Source organism: Streptomyces mabaensis, from assembly GCF_053763515.1.
In genome coordinates this window covers 110417-129654 of record NZ_JBSOPZ010000019.1, presented here as the reverse complement: position 1 = coordinate 129654, position 19238 = coordinate 110417, and the positions used below count along the sequence as shown (strand labels likewise).

The following is a 19238-nucleotide window of genomic DNA, read 5'->3' as shown; positions in this document are numbered from 1 at the left end:
TCACTTCGGCATCGGCCCAACCGGTGGGACAGTGGACTAGACCTTTCCGGGGTCGGCGCGCGAGACTGTCCCCGTGAGACACGTCATCGCCCTCGATGTGGGCGGCACCGGAATGAAGGCCGCCCTGGTCGGCGCGGACGGCACACTGCTGCACGAGGCGCGGCGGGCGACCGGCCGCGAGCGCGGACCGGCGGCCGTCGTGGAGTCGATCCTCGGCTTCGCCGAAGAGCTGCGCGCCCTGGGCCGGGAGCGGTACGGCGAGAGCGCCGCGGCCGCCGGGGTCGCCGTACCGGGCATCGTCGACACCGAGAACGGCATCGCGGTGTACGCCGCGAACCTCGGCTGGCGGGACGTCCCGATGCGGGAGCAGCTCAGCGCCCGGCTCCGCGGCATCCCCGTAGCGCTCGGCCACGACGTCCGTACCGGCGGCCTCGCCGAGGGCCGGATCGGGGCCGGCCGGGGGGCCGACCGGTTCCTGTTCGTACCGCTCGGCACCGGGATCGCCGGGGCCATCGGCATCGCCGGGCGGATCGAGGCCGGCGCCCACGGCTACGCCGGGGAGATCGGCCACATCGTGGTACGGCCCGGCGGCCCCCCGTGCGGCTGCGGGCAGCGCGGCTGCCTGGAGACACTCGCCTCGGCGTCCGCCGTGACCAGGGCCTGGGCCGCCGCGAGCGGCGATTCCGAGGCCGACGCGGCGGACTGCGCCAAGGCTGTCGAGTCCGGGGACCCGCGGGCCGGCGCGGTGTGGGCGGGCGCGGTCGGCGCGCTGGCCGACGGCCTCGTCACCGCGCTCACCCTGCTGGACCCGCGCATGCTGATCATCGGTGGCGGCCTGGCCGAGGCCGGAGAGACGCTGTTCGCACCACTGCGGAGCGCCGTGCGGGAACGCGTGACGTTCCAGCGGCTGCCCGAGATCGTCCCCGCGGCCCTCGGGGACACCGCCGGATGCCTGGGCGCGGGGCTGCTCGCCTGGGATCTTCTCTCCACGGAGGTAACCGCCTGATGGCCGGTCGCGCAGGAATCACCGTTCTCTCCGGCGCCCGGGTGGTGCTGCCCACCGGGACCGTCGAGGGCGGGCGGGTGATCGTCGAGGGGAGCACCATCGGAGGCAGTGCCCCCGACGGCGTGCCCACGCTCGACCTGACCGGCCACTGGGTGGTTCCCGGCTTCGTCGACATGCACAACCACGGCGGCGGCGGCGCGTCGTTCACCTCCGGCACGCAGGAGGACGTCCTCCAGGGCGTCCGTACGCACCGCGAGCACGGCACCACGACCCTGGTGGCCTCGACGGTCACCGGCGACCTGGACGTCCTGGCCCGGCGGGCCGCGCTGCTCTCCGAACTCGTCCAGCAGGGCGACCTGGCCGGCGTCCACTTCGAGGGGCCGTTCATCTCGCCGTGCCGCAAGGGCGCGCACAGCGAGAACCTGCTGCGCGACCCGGACCCGGCCGAGGTGCGCAAGCTGATGGACGCGGCGCACGGCACGGCGAAGATGTTCACCCTCGCCACCGAACTGCCGGGCGGCATCGACTCGGTACGGCTGCTCGCCGAGCACGGGGTGATCGCCGCGGTCGGGCACACCGACGCCACGTACGAGCAGACGGTGGAGGCCATCGAGGCGGGCGCGACCGTCGCGACGCACCTGTTCAACGCGATGCCCGCGCTCGGCCACCGCACACCCGGCCCGATCGCCGCGCTGCTGGAGGACGAGCGGGTCACCGTCGAGCTGATCAACGACGGCACGCACCTGCACCCGGCCGCCCTGGAACTGGCCTTCCGCCACGCCGGACCGGCCCGGGTCGCCCTGATCACGGACGCGATGGACGCGGCCGGATTCGGCGACGGGACGTATCTGCTGGGCCCGCTGGAGGTCGAGGTCAGGGAGGGTGTCGCGCGGCTGGTCGAGGGCGATTCGATCGCCGGCTCGACGCTGACTCTGGACACGGCGTTCCGCCGGGCGGTGACCGTCGACAAGCTCCCGGTGGAAGCGGTCGTCCAGGCGATCTCGGCCACCCCGGCCCGGCTGCTCGGCGTCTACGACAGGGTCGGCTCCCTGGAGCCGGGCAAGGACGCCGACCTGGTGGTCCTGGACGCCGGCTTCACGCTCGTCGGCGTGATGCGCAAGGGCGAGTGGGTGCGGAGGCCTGGGCCGGCGGCCTCCTCTTTGGCATGATCACACCCTGATGGGACGGGTGTTCCCATGCCGGAGAACCGAGCAGCCGGGAGGCGGCGGCAGATGATCCTGACGGTCACGCTGAACACCGCCCTGGACCTGACCTACCGCGTCCCCCGGCTCACCCCGCACGCCTCGCACCGCGTGACGGAAGTCGTCGAACGCCCCGGCGGCAAGGGCCTGAACGTGGCCCGGGTGCTCGGGGCGCTCGGCCACGAGGTCACGGTCACCGGCTTCGCGGGCGGCACGACGGGCGCGATCCTGCGCGACCTGCTGACGTCCTGCCCGGTGACCGACGCGCTGGTCCCGGTGGCGGGCACGACGCGCCGGACGATCGCGGTGACCGACGACGCCTCGGGCGACACGACCCAGCTCAACGAGCCGGGCCCGACGGTCACTTCGGCCGAGTGGAGCGCGCTCCTGGCCGCGTACACCGAGCTGCTGCCCGCCTGCACGGCGGTCGCCCTGTGCGGCAGCCTGCCGCCGGGCATCCACGTCGGTGCGTACGCGGACCTGGTCCGCAGAGCACGCGCCGCCGGGGTCCCGGTACTCCTCGACACCAGCGGCGAACCCCTGCGCCGGGGCATCGCGGCCCGCCCGGACCTGATCAAGCCGAACGCCGACGAGCTGGCCGAACTCACCGGCTCCCGCGACCCGTTGCGCGCCACGCAGGACACCCGCCGCCGGGGCGCCCACGCGGTGGTCGCGTCCCTGGGCCCGGACGGCCTGCTGGCGGCGACACCGCAGGGCACCTGGCGGGCCACCCCGCCCCGCGGCATCAGGGGCAACCCGACGGGGGCGGGCGACTCGGCGGTGGCGGGCCTGCTGTCGGCCCTGACGGAGGGCCTGGACTGGCCGGCCCGCCTGACCCGGGCGGTGGCCCTGTCGGCGGCGACGGTACTGGCCCCGACGGCGGGCGAGTTCGACGCGAAGGCCTACACCGACCTGCTCCCCCGGGTAACGGTGACGGAGCAGGTGCGGGCGGCGTAGATCAGCCGTTCTTGCCGGTGATCCAGAGCTGGTCCAGGGCGGCGTTGCACTGATTGCCCTGCTCGCAGGAGATCTTGATGGTGTTGGTGCCCTTGTTCAGGGTCACCTGGCCCCACGTGGTCTGCCAGCCCTTCTCCCAGTCACCCTTCGGCGTACCACCGAAGTTCTTCAGGTTGAGCGGCGTGGTGTTCGCCTTGCCATTCGCCGTCAGCGTGGCATTGGCATCCTCACCGGGGATACCGAAGCGCAGGTACACGCGGTACGTGTCCTCCTTCGGTACGTCGACCGTCCATGTCACCGACGCGCCGACCTGGTTGAAGCCGCCCACGTACGATCCGCCCGCCGCCTTCGCGCCGGGGATCGTCGTCTCCGCCGCCGCGCCGCCGGCCAGGACCAGGCCCGGGCCTGATGCCGCGTCCGTCTTCGGGAGCTCCAGCGGCTTCTCCTCCGATTTGCTCGGCTCCGGGGACGGGTCCTCGGGGGCCGTGGCGTTGCCGCCCTTTCCGCCTGCCTGGTTCTCCGTCTTGTCCTTGTCGCCCGATGCCAGCGCGACGCCGATGCCGATCACAACCGCCGCGACCACCGCGATCGCCCCGATCAGCAGACCCTTCGTGTTCGGGCCGGAGCCTCGGCCCCGGCCGCCGCCATGGCCGCCGGAGTCGCTGTGGAGTGCCTGGGTCTGGGTCTGGTACTGGCCCTGGGTCGCGGCCGGCTGGCCGTACCCCTCGGCCCGCAGTGCCTCCGGGGCCTGGTACTGGGCCTGCGGCGGGACCTGGGTACGGGCGCCGCCGTACTGGCGCTCGCCGACCGTACGTACCTGGTTGTACGAGGTTCTCGGGACGCCGGGCTGTGCGGCGCCGCCCGATCCCGGGCCGGGATAGCCGTAGCCGCCCGAGCTGGGCGGGGTGGCACCGGCCGCCTGGCCATCCGCGTACAGGTAGCCGAACGGATCGTCGTCCTCGGGCGTGCCTGCGCCGTTGTTCGCGGGCGTCATCCCTGGTCACTCCTCAACATGTCGCCGGACCCGGGCGAGCCTACCCCGAACGGGTGCCTCCACGGGTTGGCAGTGACCACGCCCACGTGTTATCCGGCCCGGCGGTGCGCCTTCGAACGGGACCGCTTCTCGATGTACATCCGCTGGTCGGCGGACTGCAGTACCTCTTCCGCCGACATCCCGCAGCTGGCCCAGCCGATCCCGAAGCTGGCCCCCACCCGGACAGCCCGGCCGTCCACGCGGATCGGCGGGATGATCGCGCTCCGCAACCGGACCGCGAGGTCGGCGGCGTCCGCCGCGCCCAGCCCGTCGGCGAGCACCACGAACTCGTCACCGCCGAGCCGGGCGACTGTGTCGCCGTCCCGGACGCCCGTGGTCAGGCGGCGTGCGACCTCGATGAGAACCGCGTCACCCGTGTGGTGCCCGAACCGGTCGTTGATCGACTTGAAGCCGTCGAGGTCGCAGAAGAGGACCGCGAGCCCCTTCGTGCCGTCGTCGATGTCGGTCGCCGGCGCGACCGTGTGGACGTGGTGGTCGTACAGACCCGCGTCCGCCCCCTGCCCGGGTGCGGGCAGGTCGAAGCCGTCGGCGCGGAAGCCGTGCGCGTCGACCCCCGTCTCGTACGCCGCGTCCAGCGCCTCCACCGCCGTCGCCCGCACCGACTGCGGCCGCCGGCACAGCCGGGCGCCGAGGCGGGCGCGCAGCTCGGCACTGTTGGGCAGGCCGGTGAGGGAGTCGTGGCTGGCCCGGTGGGCCAGCTGGAGTTCGTGGCGCTTGCGCTCCTCGATGTCCTCGACGTGGGTGAGCAGGAAACGCGGCCCGTCGGCGGCGTCGGCGACGACTGAGTTGCGCAGCGAGACCCAGACGTACGTACCGTCGCGCCGCCCGAGTCTGAGCTCGGCCCGGCCGCCCTCGGCGGAGGTCCGCAGCAGGGTGCCGATGTCCTCGGGGTGGACCAGGTCGGAGAAGGCGTACCGGCGCATCACCGAGGCGGGGCGGCCCAGCAGTCGGCAGAGGGCGTCGTTGGTTCGCAGCAGCCGGCCGTGCTGGTCGCCGCCCATCTCGGCGATGGCCATGCCGCTCGGCGCGTACTCGAACGCCTGCCGGAAGGATTCCTCACTGGCGCGCAGCGCCTGCTGCTCGCGCTCCAGGCGGACCAGGGCGCGCTGCATGTTTGCTCGCAGGCGGGCGTTGCTGATCGCAATGGCGGCCTGGAACGCGTACATCTGGAGCGCCTCGCGCCCCCACGCGCCGGGGCGGCGGCCGTTGCGCGGCCGGTCGACCGAGATGACGCCGAGCAGTTCGCCGCCGGACGCGTACATCGGGGCGTAGAGCCGGTCGTCGGGGTGCCACTCGTCCTCGAAGCGGGGGTCGGGGCCTTCGGTGTGCCACTGCGGCACGTCGTCGTCGATGAGGACCCAGCCCTCGGTGTGCGGGATGAAGCGCAGGCCGTCCCAGGCCTCGCCCATGGAGAGCCGGCGTTCCCAGGAGGTGCGGGAGCCGACCCGGCCGGTGATCAGCGCTTCGGCGGCGGCGTTGCCCGCGAAGGCGGCGACGACGAGATCCCCGTCGGGGCGTACGAGGTTGACGCAGGCCAGCTCATAGCCGAGCCCGGCGACGATGCCGTCCACGACGGTCTGCAGCGTGTCTGCCAGACTCCGGGCCGTGTTGAGGTCCGCGACCACCTGGTGCAGCTGCCGCAGGGTCGCAAGACGGACGTAAGGCTCCGACTCGGTCTCCATTGCTCGCTCTCCCCGAGACCTCGACAGCAACTCCAGGATTCTGATCGGCGACGCTCTTGTTGCACTGTCTCCGCCACTGAATCACAGTGAGCTGTGCCGCCGGTACACAGGGTCAACAAATCTTGCACTCTGTGACTCAAGTCACATTAGATGATGAAGAGTTCGAGGGTGCTCGTGGGAGCGCTCCATAGGTTTCTTGTACGCAAATTCGTGCGTGGTGCGTGCGGTGATGTGTGCGTGATGCGTCTGTGGTTCGGTCCCGGGACCTAGGCCGGGGCTGGGTCCCTGGCCCGATGCGCCCACGGGGCGCACGAGACTAGCGTTCCAGACGTGCTGAAGACGACCCCTGCCGCCACACCGGTGCCCGGCCCGGATTCCGTCCCCCATCCTGAGGGGGTGAGCAACGACGAGTTCCGCGCCGCCATGTCCCGGCTGGCCGCGGGTGTGGTCCTGGTGACCGCGCACGATCCCGACGACGGGCCGCGCGGCGAGGACGTCGGTATGACGGCGACCGCTTTCCTGTCGGTGTCGCTGGACCCGCCCCTGGTGCTGGTGAGCGTGCGCAACGGCTCGCGGATGGACGACCTGCTGGCGGAACAGCCGCTGTGGGCCGCCACGCTGCTCTCCGAGAACCAGCGGCAGGTGGCGGGCCGCTTCGCGATGAAGGGCCGGATCAGCGACCGTCTGCTGTTCGAGGACATCCCGTTCGTACGGGGGAAGGAGAGCGGCGCCCCCCTGGTGACCGGCGCGCTCGGCGCTCTGGAGTGCCGGACCGAGCAGCGGGTGACGGCCGGGGACCACACCCTGGTCATCGGGCGGGTCCTGGCGGCGGACCTGCCGGACATGGACAGCGGACCGCTGGCGTACTTCCGGGGCCGCTACCGGCAGCTGGGCTGAACCGGCGCCGGCTGGGCGGGGCCGGGCGGGTTACGGCTCGGCCGGGCGGGGGGCGGGTTACGGTTCGGCCGGGCGGGTTACGTCCAGCCCTGGCCGGTGCGGCCGCGCTTGGTCTCGCTGCGCTGCTTCTTGTTGCGCAGCCGGCGCTCGTTGATACCCCGGGGGATCTTCGTCGCACGGCGCGGTTTCGGCGGCGGCGCGGTCGCCTCGGCGAGCAGGGAGGCGAGCCGGACGGCGGCCATCTCGCGGTTGCGCCACTGGGACCGGTGCTCGGAGGCCCGTACCGACACGATCCCGCCGACGAGCCGGGGCGCGAGGCGCTCCAGGGCCCGCTCTTTCCAGACGGGCGGCAGGGCTTCGGTGTTGGCCAGGTCGAAGCGGAGTTCCACCTGTGTGTCACTGGTGTTGACGTGTTGTCCGCCGGGTCCGGACGACCGGGAGAAACGCCACATGAGCTCTGCCTCCGGCAGGGAGACAGAACCGCGGATGACATAGGGCCCGGACATACGTCCCATGATCCCGGCTCGCGGCGCCGGCGTCACCCCGATTTCCACGCGCATGCGGTGCGGTGGAACCCAGTGGTCCCCTGTCCGCGTTATGAGGGGTGACGGTAGCTTCGCGTGCAGACGTGGTGCGAAGCCCGCATCATGACCAGGGACTAGGAAAGGGACCTCCCCATGGCTGTAAGCCTGTCCAAGGGCGGCAACGTCTCGCTCACCAAGGAGGCACCGGGCCTGACCGCCGTCACGGTCGGCCTCGGCTGGGACGTCCGTACCACCACCGGCACCGACTTCGACCTCGACGCCTCGGCGATCGCGGTGAACGGGGGCGGGAGGGTCGTCTCCGACGGCCACTTCGTCTTCTTCAACAACAAGTCGACGCCGGATCAGACCATCGTGCACACCGGCGACAACCGCAGCGGTGAGGGCGCGGGCGACGACGAGGCGATCAACGTCAACCTGGCCGGGCTGCCGGCGGACGTCGACAAGATCGTGTTCCCGGTCTCGATCTACGACGCCACCACCCGCAGCCAGAACTTCGGCCAGGTGCGCAACGCGTACATCCGCATCGTCAACCAGGCCGGCGGCGCCGAGATCGCCCGCTACGACCTGAGCGAGGACGCCGCGACCGAGACCGCCATGGTCTTCGGCGAGCTGTACCGCAACGGCGCGGAGTGGAAGTTCCGCGCGGTGGGCCAGGGTTACGCCTCGGGTCTGTCGGGCATCGCCCAGGACTTCGGCGTCAACCTCTGACGTACGCAGGCAAGTTGGTTGCACGGGAAGGCCCCGGCTCCGGCCGGGGCCTTGCGCGATCAGGGGCGCTCCGGGCGGTCCTTGCCGTGTAGCCAGGTGTCCCAGACCTCGCCGAGGTCCTGGCCGGATTTGTCCTCGACGTATGCCTTGAAGTCCTCGGTGTCGGCGTTGCCGTGGCGGTGGTCCTGCGCCCAGCCCTCGACGATGCCGAAGAACAGCTCGTCGTCGTCCAGTGCCTCGCGGACCTTGTGGACGACCATCGCCCCGCGCCCGTACACCGGCGAGTCGGAGATCACCTCCGGGCCGGTCGGATCGGCGGGCGGGAAGGCCCAGTTGTCGTCGTCCTCGAAGTTCTCGTCGAAGTGCTCCTGCACGGTCTTCTCGCCCTGCTCCTCGTCCCAGAGCCACTCCGCGTACGTCGCGAAACCCTCGTTGAGCCACATGTCCCGCCATGTCTTCGGCGTGACGGAGTTGCCGAACCACTGATGCGCGAGTTCGTGGACCAGGTCGTTCTCGGCGGACGCGGCTCCGGGGAAGACGGGCCTGGTCTGCGTCTCCAGGGCGTACCCGGACACGCCCGTACGGGCCACGATCGCCCCCGCGGAGGAGAAGGGGTAGTCCCCGAACAGCCCTTCCTGCCACGCGATGATCTCGGGGATCCGGGACAGACTGCCGGCGCTCGCCGCCGCCTCGGCCGGGTGCACGGCGGTGAGGACCGGCAGGCCGTCCTTCGTGGCCGAGGTCTTCGTCTCGTACGGGCCGACGGCGACCGTGGCGAGATAGCTCGCCATCGGCTCCTCGGCGTGCCAGTGGAAGCTGTGCCGGCCGGCGCTGTTCCTGCGGGACTTCAGCTCGCCGTTGGAGACGGCGCTGACGCCCTCGGGGACGGTGACCTCGATGTCGTAAGAGGCCTTGTCGCTCGGGTGGTGGTTGCCCGGGAACCAGGCCATCGAGCCGGTCGGCTGACCGAGGCCCACCGCGCCGTCGGCCGACTTCAGCCAGCCCTCGGCCGAGCCGTCCGGGTCCGTGATGGTCTTCGGCCTGCCCGCGTAATTCACAACCGTGCGGAAGGTCTTGCCCTTCGCCAGGTCCTCGGGCGGGCGGACCGTCAGCTCCTGGCCCGCGCGGTTGAAGCGGGCGCTCTCGCCGTCGACCGTCACCTCGGTGACGGTCATCCCGTCGAGGTCGAGGTTGAACGCGCTGAGCGCCTCGGTGGCGCGGGCGGTGATCGCCGCGGTGCCGGTGAGCTCGCCGCTCCTGGGCGTGTAGGCGAGGCCGAGCCGGTAGTGGGTGACGTCGTACCCGCCGTTCCCGGACTTCGGGAAGTACGGATCACGCAGGCCGGCCGCGCCGGGCCCGCCCTGCACGCCGCTGCCCGTGCAGGCCGTGGTGAGGGCGAGCAAGGCGGCGGCGGCAGCGGGCACGGCGCGGCGGACGAGCCTGCGGTGTGCGCGCTTGGGTTGATCCACACCGATGATCCTATGTGGCAAACCGCGCATTCCGGAGTGGTGCGGGCGGCGAGCGCGGGCGGCTACTTGTCGAGGGCCGCGACGCCCGCCCGGGCGAACTTCTCGTCCAGGTCGCCGCTCGGGGCGCCGGCCACGCCGATGCCCGCGACCGGGGCGCCCTTGACCTGCACCGGGGCGCCGCCGCCCAGGAACAGGGTGCCGGGGATGTCCTTCAGGTTCGGGGCCTGGGCCAGGCGCTTGACCAGCTCGGAGGTCGGCGCGTTCCAGGACACGGCGGTGAACGCCTTTCGCTCGGCCGACTCGTAGGACTGCGGCCCGGCGCCGTCGCCGCGGAGGGTGACGATCGTGTTGCCGTTGCGGTCGACGACGGCGACCGAGATGCGCTGGTTCTCCTGCTCGGCGGCGTCGAGGGCGGCCTGTGCGGCCTGGGTGGCGGCCTCGATCGTGAGGTGCGTGGTCTGCTGCAGGTTCTTGTTGGCCACGTCGGCCTTGACCGTGGTGGCGGGCGCGGCGGCGGGGGCGGCGGCGTTCGCCGACATCGCGCCGAAGGTACCGGCGCCGAGGGCGGCAGCGGCGGCGGCACCGGTCAGGACACGGGCGCGCAGGGACAGCTTCTTCATGATCGTGGCTCCTGGGGACTACGGAATCCGGGGACTCTCGCGGACGGCGGGCACGTTCCCGCTCTGCTGTCGATCCTCCGGCCGGATCCGGGCCCCGGCGGTCGGCGTACCGGCTGCCGTGCGCAGGCATCATGGAGGACGGACGGGTCAGCCGATCGGTTGATGCGGGGATGACCCCGCCGGGTCAGGATGAGCACGTACCCGCTGGTCAAAGGAGTAGAGGTGCAGACAGCCACCCCCCAACCGGACGACCGACCACCGCGCACCCACGCGGCCGCGGCCGGCGGCGGGGGCGGCGTTTCGGGGGTGGGTGGCGACGCTCGCTGGCTCGCGCCCGTCATGCACGCGGCGTTCCTGCTGCTGCTCGCCGCCTCCTTGTTCCGCTTCCTGCTGCGGCACCCCGGTGAGGCCCGTACCCCGTGGATCATCGCGCTGAGCATCGTGCTCGCCCTGCTCTACGCCCTCCCTCCCTCGCGCAAGCGCTTCGCGCCCTTCGCCGCCGGCCCGGCGATGGTGCCCAGCGTGCGCCGGCTGCTCTGGCTCGGGCTCGTCGTCACCGCCTGGATGGTGCTCGTGCTGCTCGCGCCGAGCTTCGCGTGGTGCGCGGTGCCGCTCTTCTACACCGGCCTGCGCACCCTCCCCCTCCGGGCCGCGCTCGTCCTCGTCACTTTGCTCACGGCCTTCGTGGTCGCCGCACAACTGCGGCTCGCCGACGCCTTCGACCCGAACCTGCTGCTGGCCCCGCCCGCCGTCGCCGCGCTGGCCACCGCCGTCTTCGTCCACATGGAGCGTCAGGCCGAACGCCAGCGCCGCCTGATCGACGACCTGATCCGCACCCGCCGCGAACTCGCCGCCACCGAGCGGCGCGAGGGCACCCTCGCCGAGCGGCAGCGGCTGTCCATGGAGATCCACGACACGGTGGCGCAGGGCCTGTCCAGCCAGCAGATGCTGCTTCAGGCGGCGGACCGCACCTGGGACGCCGACCCGTCGGCCGCCCGCCGCCATGTCCGGGCGGCGACGGAGATCGCCGCCCGCGGGCTGGCGGAGGCGCGGCGCATGGTGCACGACCTGGCGCCGCCCGAGTTCGACGGCGGCGCACCGCTGGCCGACGCGCTGCGGGCGCTGGCCGAGCGCGCTTCCGCCGAGGCGGGGGACGCGGCCGGGTCCGCCCGTACGGAGCCGGTCGTACGGTTCCACCTGGAGGGTGTGGCCGTACCGCTGCCCGACCGGGCGCAGTCCGCGCTGCTGCGGATCGCGCAGGGCGCGCTGGCCAACGTACGGGAGCACGCGGGCGCGACCACCGCCGCGCTGACCCTCAGCTTCCTGGGCGACCAGGTCGTCCTGGACATCGCCGACGACGGGCGGGGCTTCGCGCCCGCCGACACCCCGGCGCCGGCGCCCGGCCGGGTCCGGGGCCACGGCCTGCCCGCGATGCGGGCCCGCGTACAGCAGCTGGGCGGCACACTCACCGTCGAGTCCGCCCCCGGCGAGGGCACGGTACTGTCCGCGGCGATCCCCCTGGAGAACTCGTCATGACGACGAAACCGACGCGCCCCACGTTCCCCCCGCGCCCCCCGGTCCGCATCCTGCTCTGTGACGACCATGTCGTCGTGCGCGCGGGGCTGCTCGCGCTGCTCGGCTCCGAGCCGGACATCGAGGTGGTCGGCGAGGCCGGCAGCGGCGAGGAGGCGGTCGCGCTCGCGGCCAAGCTGCGGCCGGACGTCGTCCTGATGGACCTGCAGCTCGGCGAGGGCATCGACGGGGCGGAGGCCACCCGGCGCATCTGCGCGCTGCCCGGCGCTCCCCGCGGCCCGCATGTGCTCGTCCTGACGACGTACGACACGGACGCCGACATCACGCGCGCCATCGCGGCCGGCGCGACCGGCTATCTGCTCAAGGCCGAGCGCCCGGAGGAGCTGTTCGCGGCGATCCACTCCGCGGCCGAGGGGCGCACCACCCTGTCGCCGCCGGTGGCGAGCCGCGTCATGGCCCAGATGCGGGGCGCGGCCCGGCCCACCCTCACCGAGCGCGAACTCGACATCCTCGGCCAGCTCGCGCACGGCCTCGGCAACCGGGAGATCGCCCGCGCGCTCTTCATCAGCGAGGCCACGGTCAAGACCCACCTGGGCAGGATCTACGACAAGCTGGGCGTCGACACCCGCGCGGGCGCGGTAGCGGTGGCCAAGGAACAACGCCTCCTCCCCTGACCCCGCCGGCTGCGGGCCTCGCCCATGGCCCGCCCGGCTCCTGAAGCGGCCCCGGCCCCTCACCCGTGGGCCCGGTTTTCTCCGAGGACTGGCTAGGGGTGTCGTCAAAGTCCCTCCCGGCCGCCCTTCCCCCCTCCTCCTCCCGGCCGTCCGGCCTCCGCCGGGCGGCTGAGGCGCTCCGCCGCCCCGGCCGATGTGGCAGGGCCATGTCCCCGGCGAGGCTGGGGACATGACAGCAGCCACCGCTCCCACGACGCTCTCCCCGGTCCCCGCCGCCGCGCCCACCGCCGCGCCCGCCCCCCGCTGGGCCCGCCGCGCCGCACACGCCATCGCCCTCTGCGCGGTGCCCTCCGGACTGTGGCGGCTGGCCATGGCCGTCGGTATCCCGGTCGGCTTCAGTGCGGAGGTGCTGCGCACCGACTACTCCATCCCCGGCTGGGGAATCGCGTACGTCATCGGACTGGCCGTCCTCCAGGAGTGCGCGGCCCTGCTCCCCCTGCTGCTGGTCACCGAACGCGTGCGGCTTCCCCGCCCGCGTGCGGTCGCGACCACCGCGATGGCGGCTGCGGTGTTCGTCACCCTGCTCTGCCTCAGCCAGCTGGTGATGTGGTTCACCGTCGGACACGACGGCCGCCTCACCGGCACGACAGCCGCCGTGATGGGTTGGTGCTACGCCCCTCTGCTGGCGACCGGCCCCCTGCTGGCCGTGGTCGCCCGCTCGTACCGCATGAGGCATGCCGCGTGAGGCATCAACGCACCGCATAACGGACAGAGTTAGCTGTCCTTCGGACAACACGAGGTCAAATATTTGTTGTAGCCCTGTCAACAACGCTCTCTCGCTGGCACGCTCTCTGCCGCTGCCCCCCACCACCAAGTGCCCAGCGAAGGAGCCCGCGTGATCCGCCTGCAATCCTCGCCCCGCACCACCCCCTCCGCCGGCCGCGCGCGAACCGCGCGAGCCGCCGCACTGATCGCTTCGGCCGCCATGGTCGTGGTCGGCTTCCAGAGCGGACCCGCCAGCGCCGAACCGGACAGCGAGGAGGGGGCGACGGCGGTCGTCCTGTCCGCCGCACAGCGCACGGCGGTCCTCAAGGACGCTCAGGCCGAGGCCACTTCCACCGCCAGAGCGATCGGCCTCGACGGCAAGGAGAAACTCGTCGTCCGGGACGTCGTCAAGGACGCCGACGGCACCGTCCACACCCGCTACGAGCGCACCTACGAGGGCCTCCCCGTCCTCGGCGGCGACCTCGTCGTGCACGAGAAGAAGAATGGCGCCCGCTCCACCACCAAGGCGACCAACGCCCGGATATCCGTGGACAGTACGGCCGCGGGCGTCCCTTCCGCAGCCGCGAAGAAGTCGGCGCTCGCCGCCTCCGGGGCGGAGTCCACCAGCGTGGCCTCCGCCCGCAAGGTGATCTGGGCGGCCGCCGGCAAGCCCACGCTCGCCTGGGAGACCGTCGTCACCGGCGTCCAGCAGGACGGCACGCCGAGCGAGCTGCACGTCCTCACCGACGCCGCCACCGGCAGGCAGCTCTACTCGTACGAGGCCATCCAGACCGGCACCGGGCACAGCCAGTACGCCGGCACGGTCCCGCTCGGCACCGCACCCGCCTACACGCTGACCGACACCGCCCGCGGCGGCCACAAGACGTACGACCTGAACGGCGCCACCAACGGCACCGGCACCCTCTTCAGCGACGCCGACGACATCTGGGGCGACGGCACCCCGGCCAACCGCCAGACCGCGGCCGCCGACGCGCACTACGGTGCTGCCCTCACCTGGGACTTCTACCGGAGCGAGCTCGGCCGCAACGGCATCAAGGGCGACGGCGTCGCCGCCTACTCCCGGGTCCACTACGGCAACGCGTACGTCAACGCCTTCTGGTCCGACCAGTGCTTCTGTATGACGTACGGCGACGGCGCGGGCAACGCCAAGCCGCTCACCTCCATCGACGTGGCGGGCCACGAGATGACCCACGGCCTGACCTCGGCCACCGCGGGCCTGCGCTACAGCCGCGAGTCCGGCGGCCTCAACGAAGCCACCTCCGACATCCTCGGCACCTCCGTCGAGTTCCACGCGGCCAACTCCTCCGACGCCGGCGACTACCTCATCGGCGAGAAAATCGACATCCGCGGCAACGGCACCCCGCTGCGCTACATGGACAAGCCCAGCCGCGACGGCAGCTCCGCCGACTACTGGTCCAGGAGCCTCGGCCGGCTCGACGTCCACCACTCCTCGGGCCCGGCGAACCACTTCTTCTACCTCCTCTCCGAGGGCAGCGGCGCGAAGACTGTCAACGGCGTCAGCTACGACTCCCCGACCTATGACGGCTCCACCGTCACCGGGATCGGCAGGACCAAGGCGTACAAGATCTGGTACAAGGCTCTCTCCACCTACATGACCTCCTCCACCGACTACGCCGGCGCGCGCACCGCCACCCTGCAGGCCGCGACCGACCTGTACGGCGCCGGCAGCGCGGAGCGCACGGCGGTCGCGACCGCCTGGTCCGCGGTCAATGTGAAGTAACACCTGGGGGAAGAAGCCCTGCTCACGGGCCGCGCGGCGACCTCGCCACGTGGCCCGTGACACCATCGCTTACGTGCTCGACATCGGCTACTCCCTTTCCCGTCGCTTCCCCGACCCGCCGCAGACCGACTACCGCACCGCGGACGTCCGGTCACTGCGTCACGACCTCTTCTGCGGCGACGTGTACCTCGCCGACACCAAGGCGGACCGCGAGGTGTCCACAGCCTGGGGATGGGTGCCGGTGCTGGACTTCGGGTGGGCACTGTGCGACATCGTCGAGCAGCTCGACCAGGACCCGCGCGGCAGCCGCTCGGCGAAGCCGCAGTACGCCGAGCTCGACTTCACCGAGTCGTCCGACCGGATGCTGTTCGAGCGCCGCTTCGGCTGGGTCGACATCGAGGCGGACTGGATGGCGGCCGAGGAGCCCCCGCTCACCTTCAGCCACCGCCTGCTCCGCCGCGAGGCCCGGGACTTTCTCCAGGACCTGATCGCCGACCTCGCCGACCTGCACGAAGGACTCGCCGACAACCCGGTGATCTGGGACCTCCAGGCCCGCTTCCCCCGCATCTGACCCCGCGCGTGACCTGGCGCGTGACCCCGGCGCGTAACCCTGACGCGTAACCCTGGCGCGTGACCCCGGCTTCCCTTCCCCCGCCCCCCAATCCCCCCGTCCGTTCCCCCGCCTCCCTGCCCCACCCCCTACGGCTCCACCCGCACCCCCATCTGCGCGGCGAACGCCGGCGCCAGATCCAGCAGCTGCGCCGGGCTGATCACCGCGCCCGACAGCCGGTCGACCCCGCGCGCGATGTCCAGCTCGGCCGCCGCACGCAGATCGACGTCCGTCATCCGGACCCCGCTGAAGTCCGCCCGCCTCAGGACGCAGTCCCGGAACTCCACCCGCTCCAGCCGCGCCTCCCCGAAGTCCGCCTCGGCCAGCACGCACCCCTCGAACACCACGTCCTTGAGCCGCGCCGTGCGCAGGTTCAGGTAGTCGATCTTCCCGCCCCGCACGAGCACCCGCTCCAGTACCGACCCGTGCAGCTGGACCCCGCCCAGCCGGGCGTCCAGCACCTCCACGTCACGGAACGAGGCCTCCGCGAGATCCGTCCCCACGCCCCGGACGCCGTCGAGCACACAGTCCAGGAACCGCGCCTTGCCCAGCCGGGTCTCGTCCAGCGCGCAGCGGTAGAGCCCGCAGTCCATGAAGCGCGCCCCTCGCCCTTCCTGGCCCGCGAGGTCCAGGTCCGTGAAGTCGAGCCCGTCGTAGTCCCCGTCCGATTCCAGCTCACCCCCCTCGTACGCCTCCAGCGCCGGCAGCCGCACCTCCGGGCGCCGCGCGGCCCGTACCTGCTGTGCGCCTGATCCTTTTCGTGCCATGTCCCCATCGTGGACCAGGGGTCTGACAGTGAGGATGTATTCGCACTCCCGGCCGCGACGAGGTACCGATGTCACATCCCGGCCGGCCCTGTTCGTCACCACTGGTGACAGCGTCCACGACGGGCAGGAGACCAGGACCATGCAGCGCATCAGCGTGATCGGGGGCGGCTTCGCCGGGCTCACCGCGGCCATCAGTGCCGCCGAAGCCGGCCTCGGAGTGACCCTGTACGAGTCCCACCACACCCTCGGCGGCCGGGCCAGGACCGCCGAAGGCCCGTACCGGACCAACGACGGGCCGCACGCCCTCTACAACGGCGGTCCGCACTGGACCTGGCTGCGGCAACGCGACCTGATCGGCCCGGTCGCGGCGGTCCCGCCGCTCGAAGCGGCCCGGCTGCGGCTGCACCGCGACGGCGCCCTGCGCCGGATACCGCCACTGGCGATGCTGCGGCTGCTGCGCCGCCCCGCCCGGCAGGCGCCGGTGGACCGCGACTTCCTGGGCTGGGCCACCGAGGAGGTGGGCGCGGCGGGCGCCCGCGCGGCCGCGAACTTCGCCGGCGTCGCACTGTTCCACCACGACCCCGGCGCGCTGTCCGCGGCCTTCGTACAGGAGCGGCTGCGCCGCACCACCAAGCTGCCGCCGGAGGCGCACTATCCGCGCGGCGGCTGGGCGTCGGTCATCGACCGGATGGCGGCGCGCGCCTGGAACCTGGGTGTGCGGATCGAGACGAGCGTACGGATCGACGAACTGCCCACCGCCGAGGGGCCGGTGATCGTCGCCACCTCGCTGGACTCGGCGCGGCGGCTGCTCGGCGACTCCACCCTGGTCTGGGAGAGCGGCCGTACGGCGCTGATCGACGTGGCGGTGCGCACCCGCCGGGGCGACCTGTTCGCGATCTCCGACCTGGACGCGCCCGGCTGGATCGAGCGCTTCACCGCCCAGGACCCCAGCCTCGCCCCGGCCGGCCAGCAGCTGATCCAGGGTCAGATCCCCCTCGCACCGGGCGAGTCGAAGGCCGACGGGATCGCGCGGGCCGAGCGCCTGCTCGACCTCGGGTTCCCCGGCTGGCGCGACCGGACCACCTGGCGGCGGGAGGCCGTCGCGGCGGGGCGTACGGGCGCGGTGGACCGCCCCGGCACCACCTGGCGCGACCGGCCGGCCGTCGACCGCGGTGACGGGGTGTTCCTGGCGGGCGACCAGGTCGCGGCGCCCGGCGTGCTCAGCGAGGTGTCGTTCACCAGCGCCATCGAGGCGGTCACGCTCGCGCTGAAGGGGGTGGGCGGGCGCGCCCGGGCCCTTGACCTCAAGCGCACTTGAGGTAGTTGGCTGGCGATCAGACGGCGAACGAGCCGTGACGGCAGACGACTTGAGGAGCCAGCCATGCACGCGATCCGCCTCCACGCCTTCGGTCCCGCCGAGAACCTCACGTACGAGAAGACCGAGGACCCGGTGCCCGGCCCGGGCCAGGTACGGATCGCCGTGACGGCGGCCGGGGTGCACCTGCTGGACACCGCGCTGCGGGAGGGGATGCCGGGCCCGTTCCCCGAGCCGCCGGAACTGCCCACCATCCCCGGCCGCGAGGTGGCGGGCACGGTCGAGTCGCTCGGCGAGGGCACCGACCCGGCCTGGCTGGGCAAGCGCGTCGTGGCCCACCTCGGCATGCTGCCCGGCGGCTACGCCGAGCTGGCCGTCACCGATGCCGCGAGGCTGCACGAGATCCCGGCGGGTCTCGACGAGGCCCAGGCGGTCGCGATGATCGGCACCGGCCGTACGACGATGGGCATCCTGCTGTTCGCGGACCTGGGCCCGGACTCCGTCGCGATCGTCCCGGCCGCTGCCGGCGGCATCGGCACGCTGCTCGTCCAGTACGCGAAGAACGCCGGCGCGACCGTCATCGGCCTGGCGGGCGGCCCGGAGAAGGTGGCCAGGGTGCGGGAGAACGGCGCCGACCTGGCCGTCGACTACAAGCGGTCCGACTGGGCGGAGCGGGTCCGCGCCTTCCTCGGCGACCTCCCCCGGACGCCGTCCGGGGGGACCGCCACCGCCACCATCGTCTTCGACTCGGTGGGCGGCGCGACCGCCCGCGCGGCCGTCGACCTGCTGGGGCGCGGCGGCAAGCACCTCGTCTTCGGCTGGTCCGGCGAGGGCCTGCACGACGGCGGCCCGCTGACCTTCACGGAGGACGAGCTGGCCGAGCGCGGCATCATCTCGGAGAGCGTGCTCGGCCCGGTGATGATGCGGAAGGCGGGCGGCGACAACCCGGTCCGGGTTCTGGAGGACCGTTCACTGGCCGAGGCGGCGGCGGGCCGCCTGACCCCCGCGGTCCACCGCTTCCCCCTGGCGGAGGCGGCAGCGGCCCACCGCGCCCTGGAGACGCGGGGCACGATCGGCAAGGTCGTCCTGGTCCCCTGAGCCGACCGGCATCGGGCGGGGCGGTCGGCAGGGGGGCGGTCGGCGCGGCGGGGCGGTCGGCAGGGCGAGGCGCGTCAGGAGCCCAGCTTCGCCAGCGCCTCGTCCGTCAGCCGGTACACCGTCCACTCGTCCTGCGGTGCGGCACCCAGCGAGCGGTAGAAGTTGATCGACGGCTCGTTCCAGTCCAGGACCGACCACTCGAGGCGTTCGTACCCCCGCTCCACGCAGATCCGCGCCAGCTCCGTCAGCAGCGCCTTGCCGTGGCCGCCGCCGCGCTTCTCCGGGCGTACGTACAGGTCCTCCAGGTAGATGCCGTGCACCCCGCGCCAGGTCGAGAAATTCAGGAACCACAGCGCGAAGCCGGCCGTCTCGCCCTCGTCCGTCTCGGCGATGTGCGCGAAGGCGGCCGGGCGCTCGCCAAAGAGCGCTTCGTGCAGCTGGGCCTCGGTCGCCCTGGCCTCGTGCAGGGCCTTCTCGTAGTCGGCGAGCTCGCGGACCATGCGGTGGATGGCGGGGACGTCTTCGGGCGTGGCGGTACGAATCATGGGGGCAGGGTAGGCGGCCGTACCGTCCC

Annotated in this window: 19 protein-coding genes; 12 read left to right on the top strand and 7 right to left on the bottom strand. The window is 72.6% G+C overall.

Translation table 11 applies throughout. The features are described 5' to 3' along the window. The first annotated feature begins 73 nt into the window (after positions 1 to 73). From ACWV17_RS19030 to ACWV17_RS19020, 3 genes are all read left to right on the top strand, one after another. Complete coding sequence (locus ACWV17_RS19030) at positions 74 to 1006, top strand: ROK family protein (RefSeq protein WP_455360677.1); 933 nt, start codon at positions 74 to 76, stop codon at positions 1004 to 1006. Beyond that, positions 1006 to 2175: an N-acetylglucosamine-6-phosphate deacetylase gene (gene nagA / locus ACWV17_RS19025; protein ID WP_455360676.1), complete on the top strand. Its 1170-nt coding sequence runs from the start codon at positions 1006 to 1008 to the stop codon at positions 2173 to 2175. The genes ACWV17_RS19030 and nagA overlap by 1 nt, the downstream gene beginning before the upstream one ends. 63 nt (positions 2176 to 2238) lie before the next feature. After that, entirely contained in the window at positions 2239 to 3165 is a 927-nt protein-coding gene (locus tag ACWV17_RS19020) for a 1-phosphofructokinase family hexose kinase (protein WP_455360675.1), read from the top strand. Between the two features lies 1 nt (position 3166). Here the strand turns inward: ACWV17_RS19020 and ACWV17_RS19015 are convergent, their stop codons facing one another. Both ACWV17_RS19015 and cdgB read right to left on the bottom strand, forming a co-directional pair. Next, entirely contained in the window at positions 3167 to 4159 is a 993-nt protein-coding gene (locus ACWV17_RS19015; protein WP_455360674.1) for a carbohydrate-binding protein, read from the bottom strand. An 89-nt stretch (positions 4160 to 4248) separates the two neighbouring features. Continuing rightward, positions 4249 to 5901 (bottom strand): diguanylate cyclase CdgB, encoded by a 1653-nt coding sequence (gene cdgB, locus ACWV17_RS19010; protein ID WP_455360673.1) that lies wholly within the window; start codon positions 5899 to 5901, stop codon positions 4249 to 4251. A 330-nt stretch (positions 5902 to 6231) separates the two neighbouring features. On the opposite strand from cdgB, the gene ACWV17_RS19005 reads away from it, so the two are divergent. Next, positions 6232 to 6798 (top strand): flavin reductase family protein, encoded by a 567-nt coding sequence (locus ACWV17_RS19005; RefSeq protein ID WP_455360672.1) that lies wholly within the window; start codon positions 6232 to 6234, stop codon positions 6796 to 6798. Positions 6799 to 6875: 77 nt separating this feature from the next. On the opposite strand, the gene arfB is transcribed toward ACWV17_RS19005, so the two are convergent. Beyond that, positions 6876 to 7313, bottom strand: a complete 438-nt coding sequence (gene arfB / locus ACWV17_RS19000) for an alternative ribosome rescue aminoacyl-tRNA hydrolase ArfB (protein ID WP_455351044.1) — start codon at positions 7311 to 7313, stop codon at positions 6876 to 6878. Between the two features lie 162 nt (positions 7314 to 7475). Here arfB and ACWV17_RS18995 point away from each other — a divergent pair, with 162 nt between their 5' ends. Beyond that, positions 7476 to 8051 carry a TerD family protein gene (locus ACWV17_RS18995; RefSeq protein WP_455351043.1) on the top strand — a complete coding sequence of 192 codons (576 nt, stop codon included), beginning with the start codon at positions 7476 to 7478 and terminating at the stop codon, positions 8049 to 8051. A gap of 59 nt (positions 8052 to 8110) precedes the next feature. Here the strand turns inward: ACWV17_RS18995 and ACWV17_RS18990 are convergent, their stop codons facing one another. Together ACWV17_RS18990 and ACWV17_RS18985 are read right to left on the bottom strand one after the other, a co-directional pair. Then, positions 8111 to 9520 (bottom strand): M1 family metallopeptidase, encoded by a 1410-nt coding sequence (locus ACWV17_RS18990; RefSeq protein WP_455360671.1) that lies wholly within the window; start codon positions 9518 to 9520, stop codon positions 8111 to 8113. Between the two features lie 62 nt (positions 9521 to 9582). After that, positions 9583 to 10140, bottom strand: a complete 558-nt coding sequence (locus ACWV17_RS18985; protein ID WP_455351041.1) for a GlcG/HbpS family heme-binding protein — start codon at positions 10138 to 10140, stop codon at positions 9583 to 9585. 189 nt (positions 10141 to 10329) lie between these two features. Between ACWV17_RS18985 and ACWV17_RS18980 the strand changes: the two genes are divergently transcribed. The 5 genes from ACWV17_RS18980 to ACWV17_RS18960 all read left to right on the top strand — a co-directional run bounded on the left by ACWV17_RS18980 (position 10330) and on the right by ACWV17_RS18960 (position 15445). After that, positions 10330 to 11676, top strand: a complete 1347-nt coding sequence (locus tag ACWV17_RS18980; protein ID WP_455360670.1) for a sensor histidine kinase — start codon at positions 10330 to 10332, stop codon at positions 11674 to 11676. Then, the gene (locus ACWV17_RS18975; protein ID WP_455360669.1) at positions 11673 to 12347 is read left to right on the top strand and encodes a response regulator; all 675 of its coding nucleotides are present in this window, start codon (positions 11673 to 11675) and stop codon (positions 12345 to 12347) included. The genes ACWV17_RS18980 and ACWV17_RS18975 overlap by 4 nt, the downstream gene beginning before the upstream one ends. A 229-nt stretch (positions 12348 to 12576) precedes the next feature. Next, positions 12577 to 13092: a hypothetical protein gene (locus tag ACWV17_RS18970; protein ID WP_455360668.1), complete on the top strand. Its 516-nt coding sequence runs from the start codon at positions 12577 to 12579 to the stop codon at positions 13090 to 13092. A gap of 240 nt (positions 13093 to 13332) precedes the next feature. Continuing rightward, positions 13333 to 14874 carry a M4 family metallopeptidase gene (locus ACWV17_RS18965; protein WP_455360693.1) on the top strand — a complete coding sequence of 514 codons (1542 nt, stop codon included), beginning with the start codon at positions 13333 to 13335 and terminating at the stop codon, positions 14872 to 14874. Positions 14875 to 14947: 73 nt separating this feature from the next. Then, a complete protein-coding gene (locus ACWV17_RS18960; protein ID WP_455351470.1) occupies positions 14948 to 15445 on the top strand; it encodes a hypothetical protein in 498 nt (165 codons plus the stop codon). A 128-nt stretch (positions 15446 to 15573) separates the two neighbouring features. Here ACWV17_RS18960 and ACWV17_RS18955 read toward each other — a convergent pair whose 3' ends face one another. Then, positions 15574 to 16251: a pentapeptide repeat-containing protein gene (locus ACWV17_RS18955; protein ID WP_455360667.1), complete on the bottom strand. Its 678-nt coding sequence runs from the start codon at positions 16249 to 16251 to the stop codon at positions 15574 to 15576. Positions 16252 to 16390: 139 nt separating this feature from the next. Here ACWV17_RS18955 and ACWV17_RS18950 point away from each other — a divergent pair, with 139 nt between their 5' ends. Both ACWV17_RS18950 and ACWV17_RS18945 read left to right on the top strand, forming a co-directional pair. Then, the gene (locus tag ACWV17_RS18950) at positions 16391 to 17569 is read left to right on the top strand and encodes an FAD-dependent oxidoreductase (RefSeq protein ID WP_455360666.1); all 1179 of its coding nucleotides are present in this window, start codon (positions 16391 to 16393) and stop codon (positions 17567 to 17569) included. 63 nt (positions 17570 to 17632) lie between these two features. Next, entirely contained in the window at positions 17633 to 18664 is a 1032-nt protein-coding gene (locus ACWV17_RS18945) for a zinc-binding dehydrogenase (RefSeq protein ID WP_455360665.1), read from the top strand. Positions 18665 to 18738: 74 nt separating this feature from the next. Here ACWV17_RS18945 and ACWV17_RS18940 read toward each other — a convergent pair whose 3' ends face one another. Continuing rightward, positions 18739 to 19209 carry an N-acetyltransferase family protein gene (locus ACWV17_RS18940; RefSeq protein WP_455351035.1) on the bottom strand — a complete coding sequence of 157 codons (471 nt, stop codon included), beginning with the start codon at positions 19207 to 19209 and terminating at the stop codon, positions 18739 to 18741. Positions 19210 to 19238: the final 29 nt, after the last annotated feature.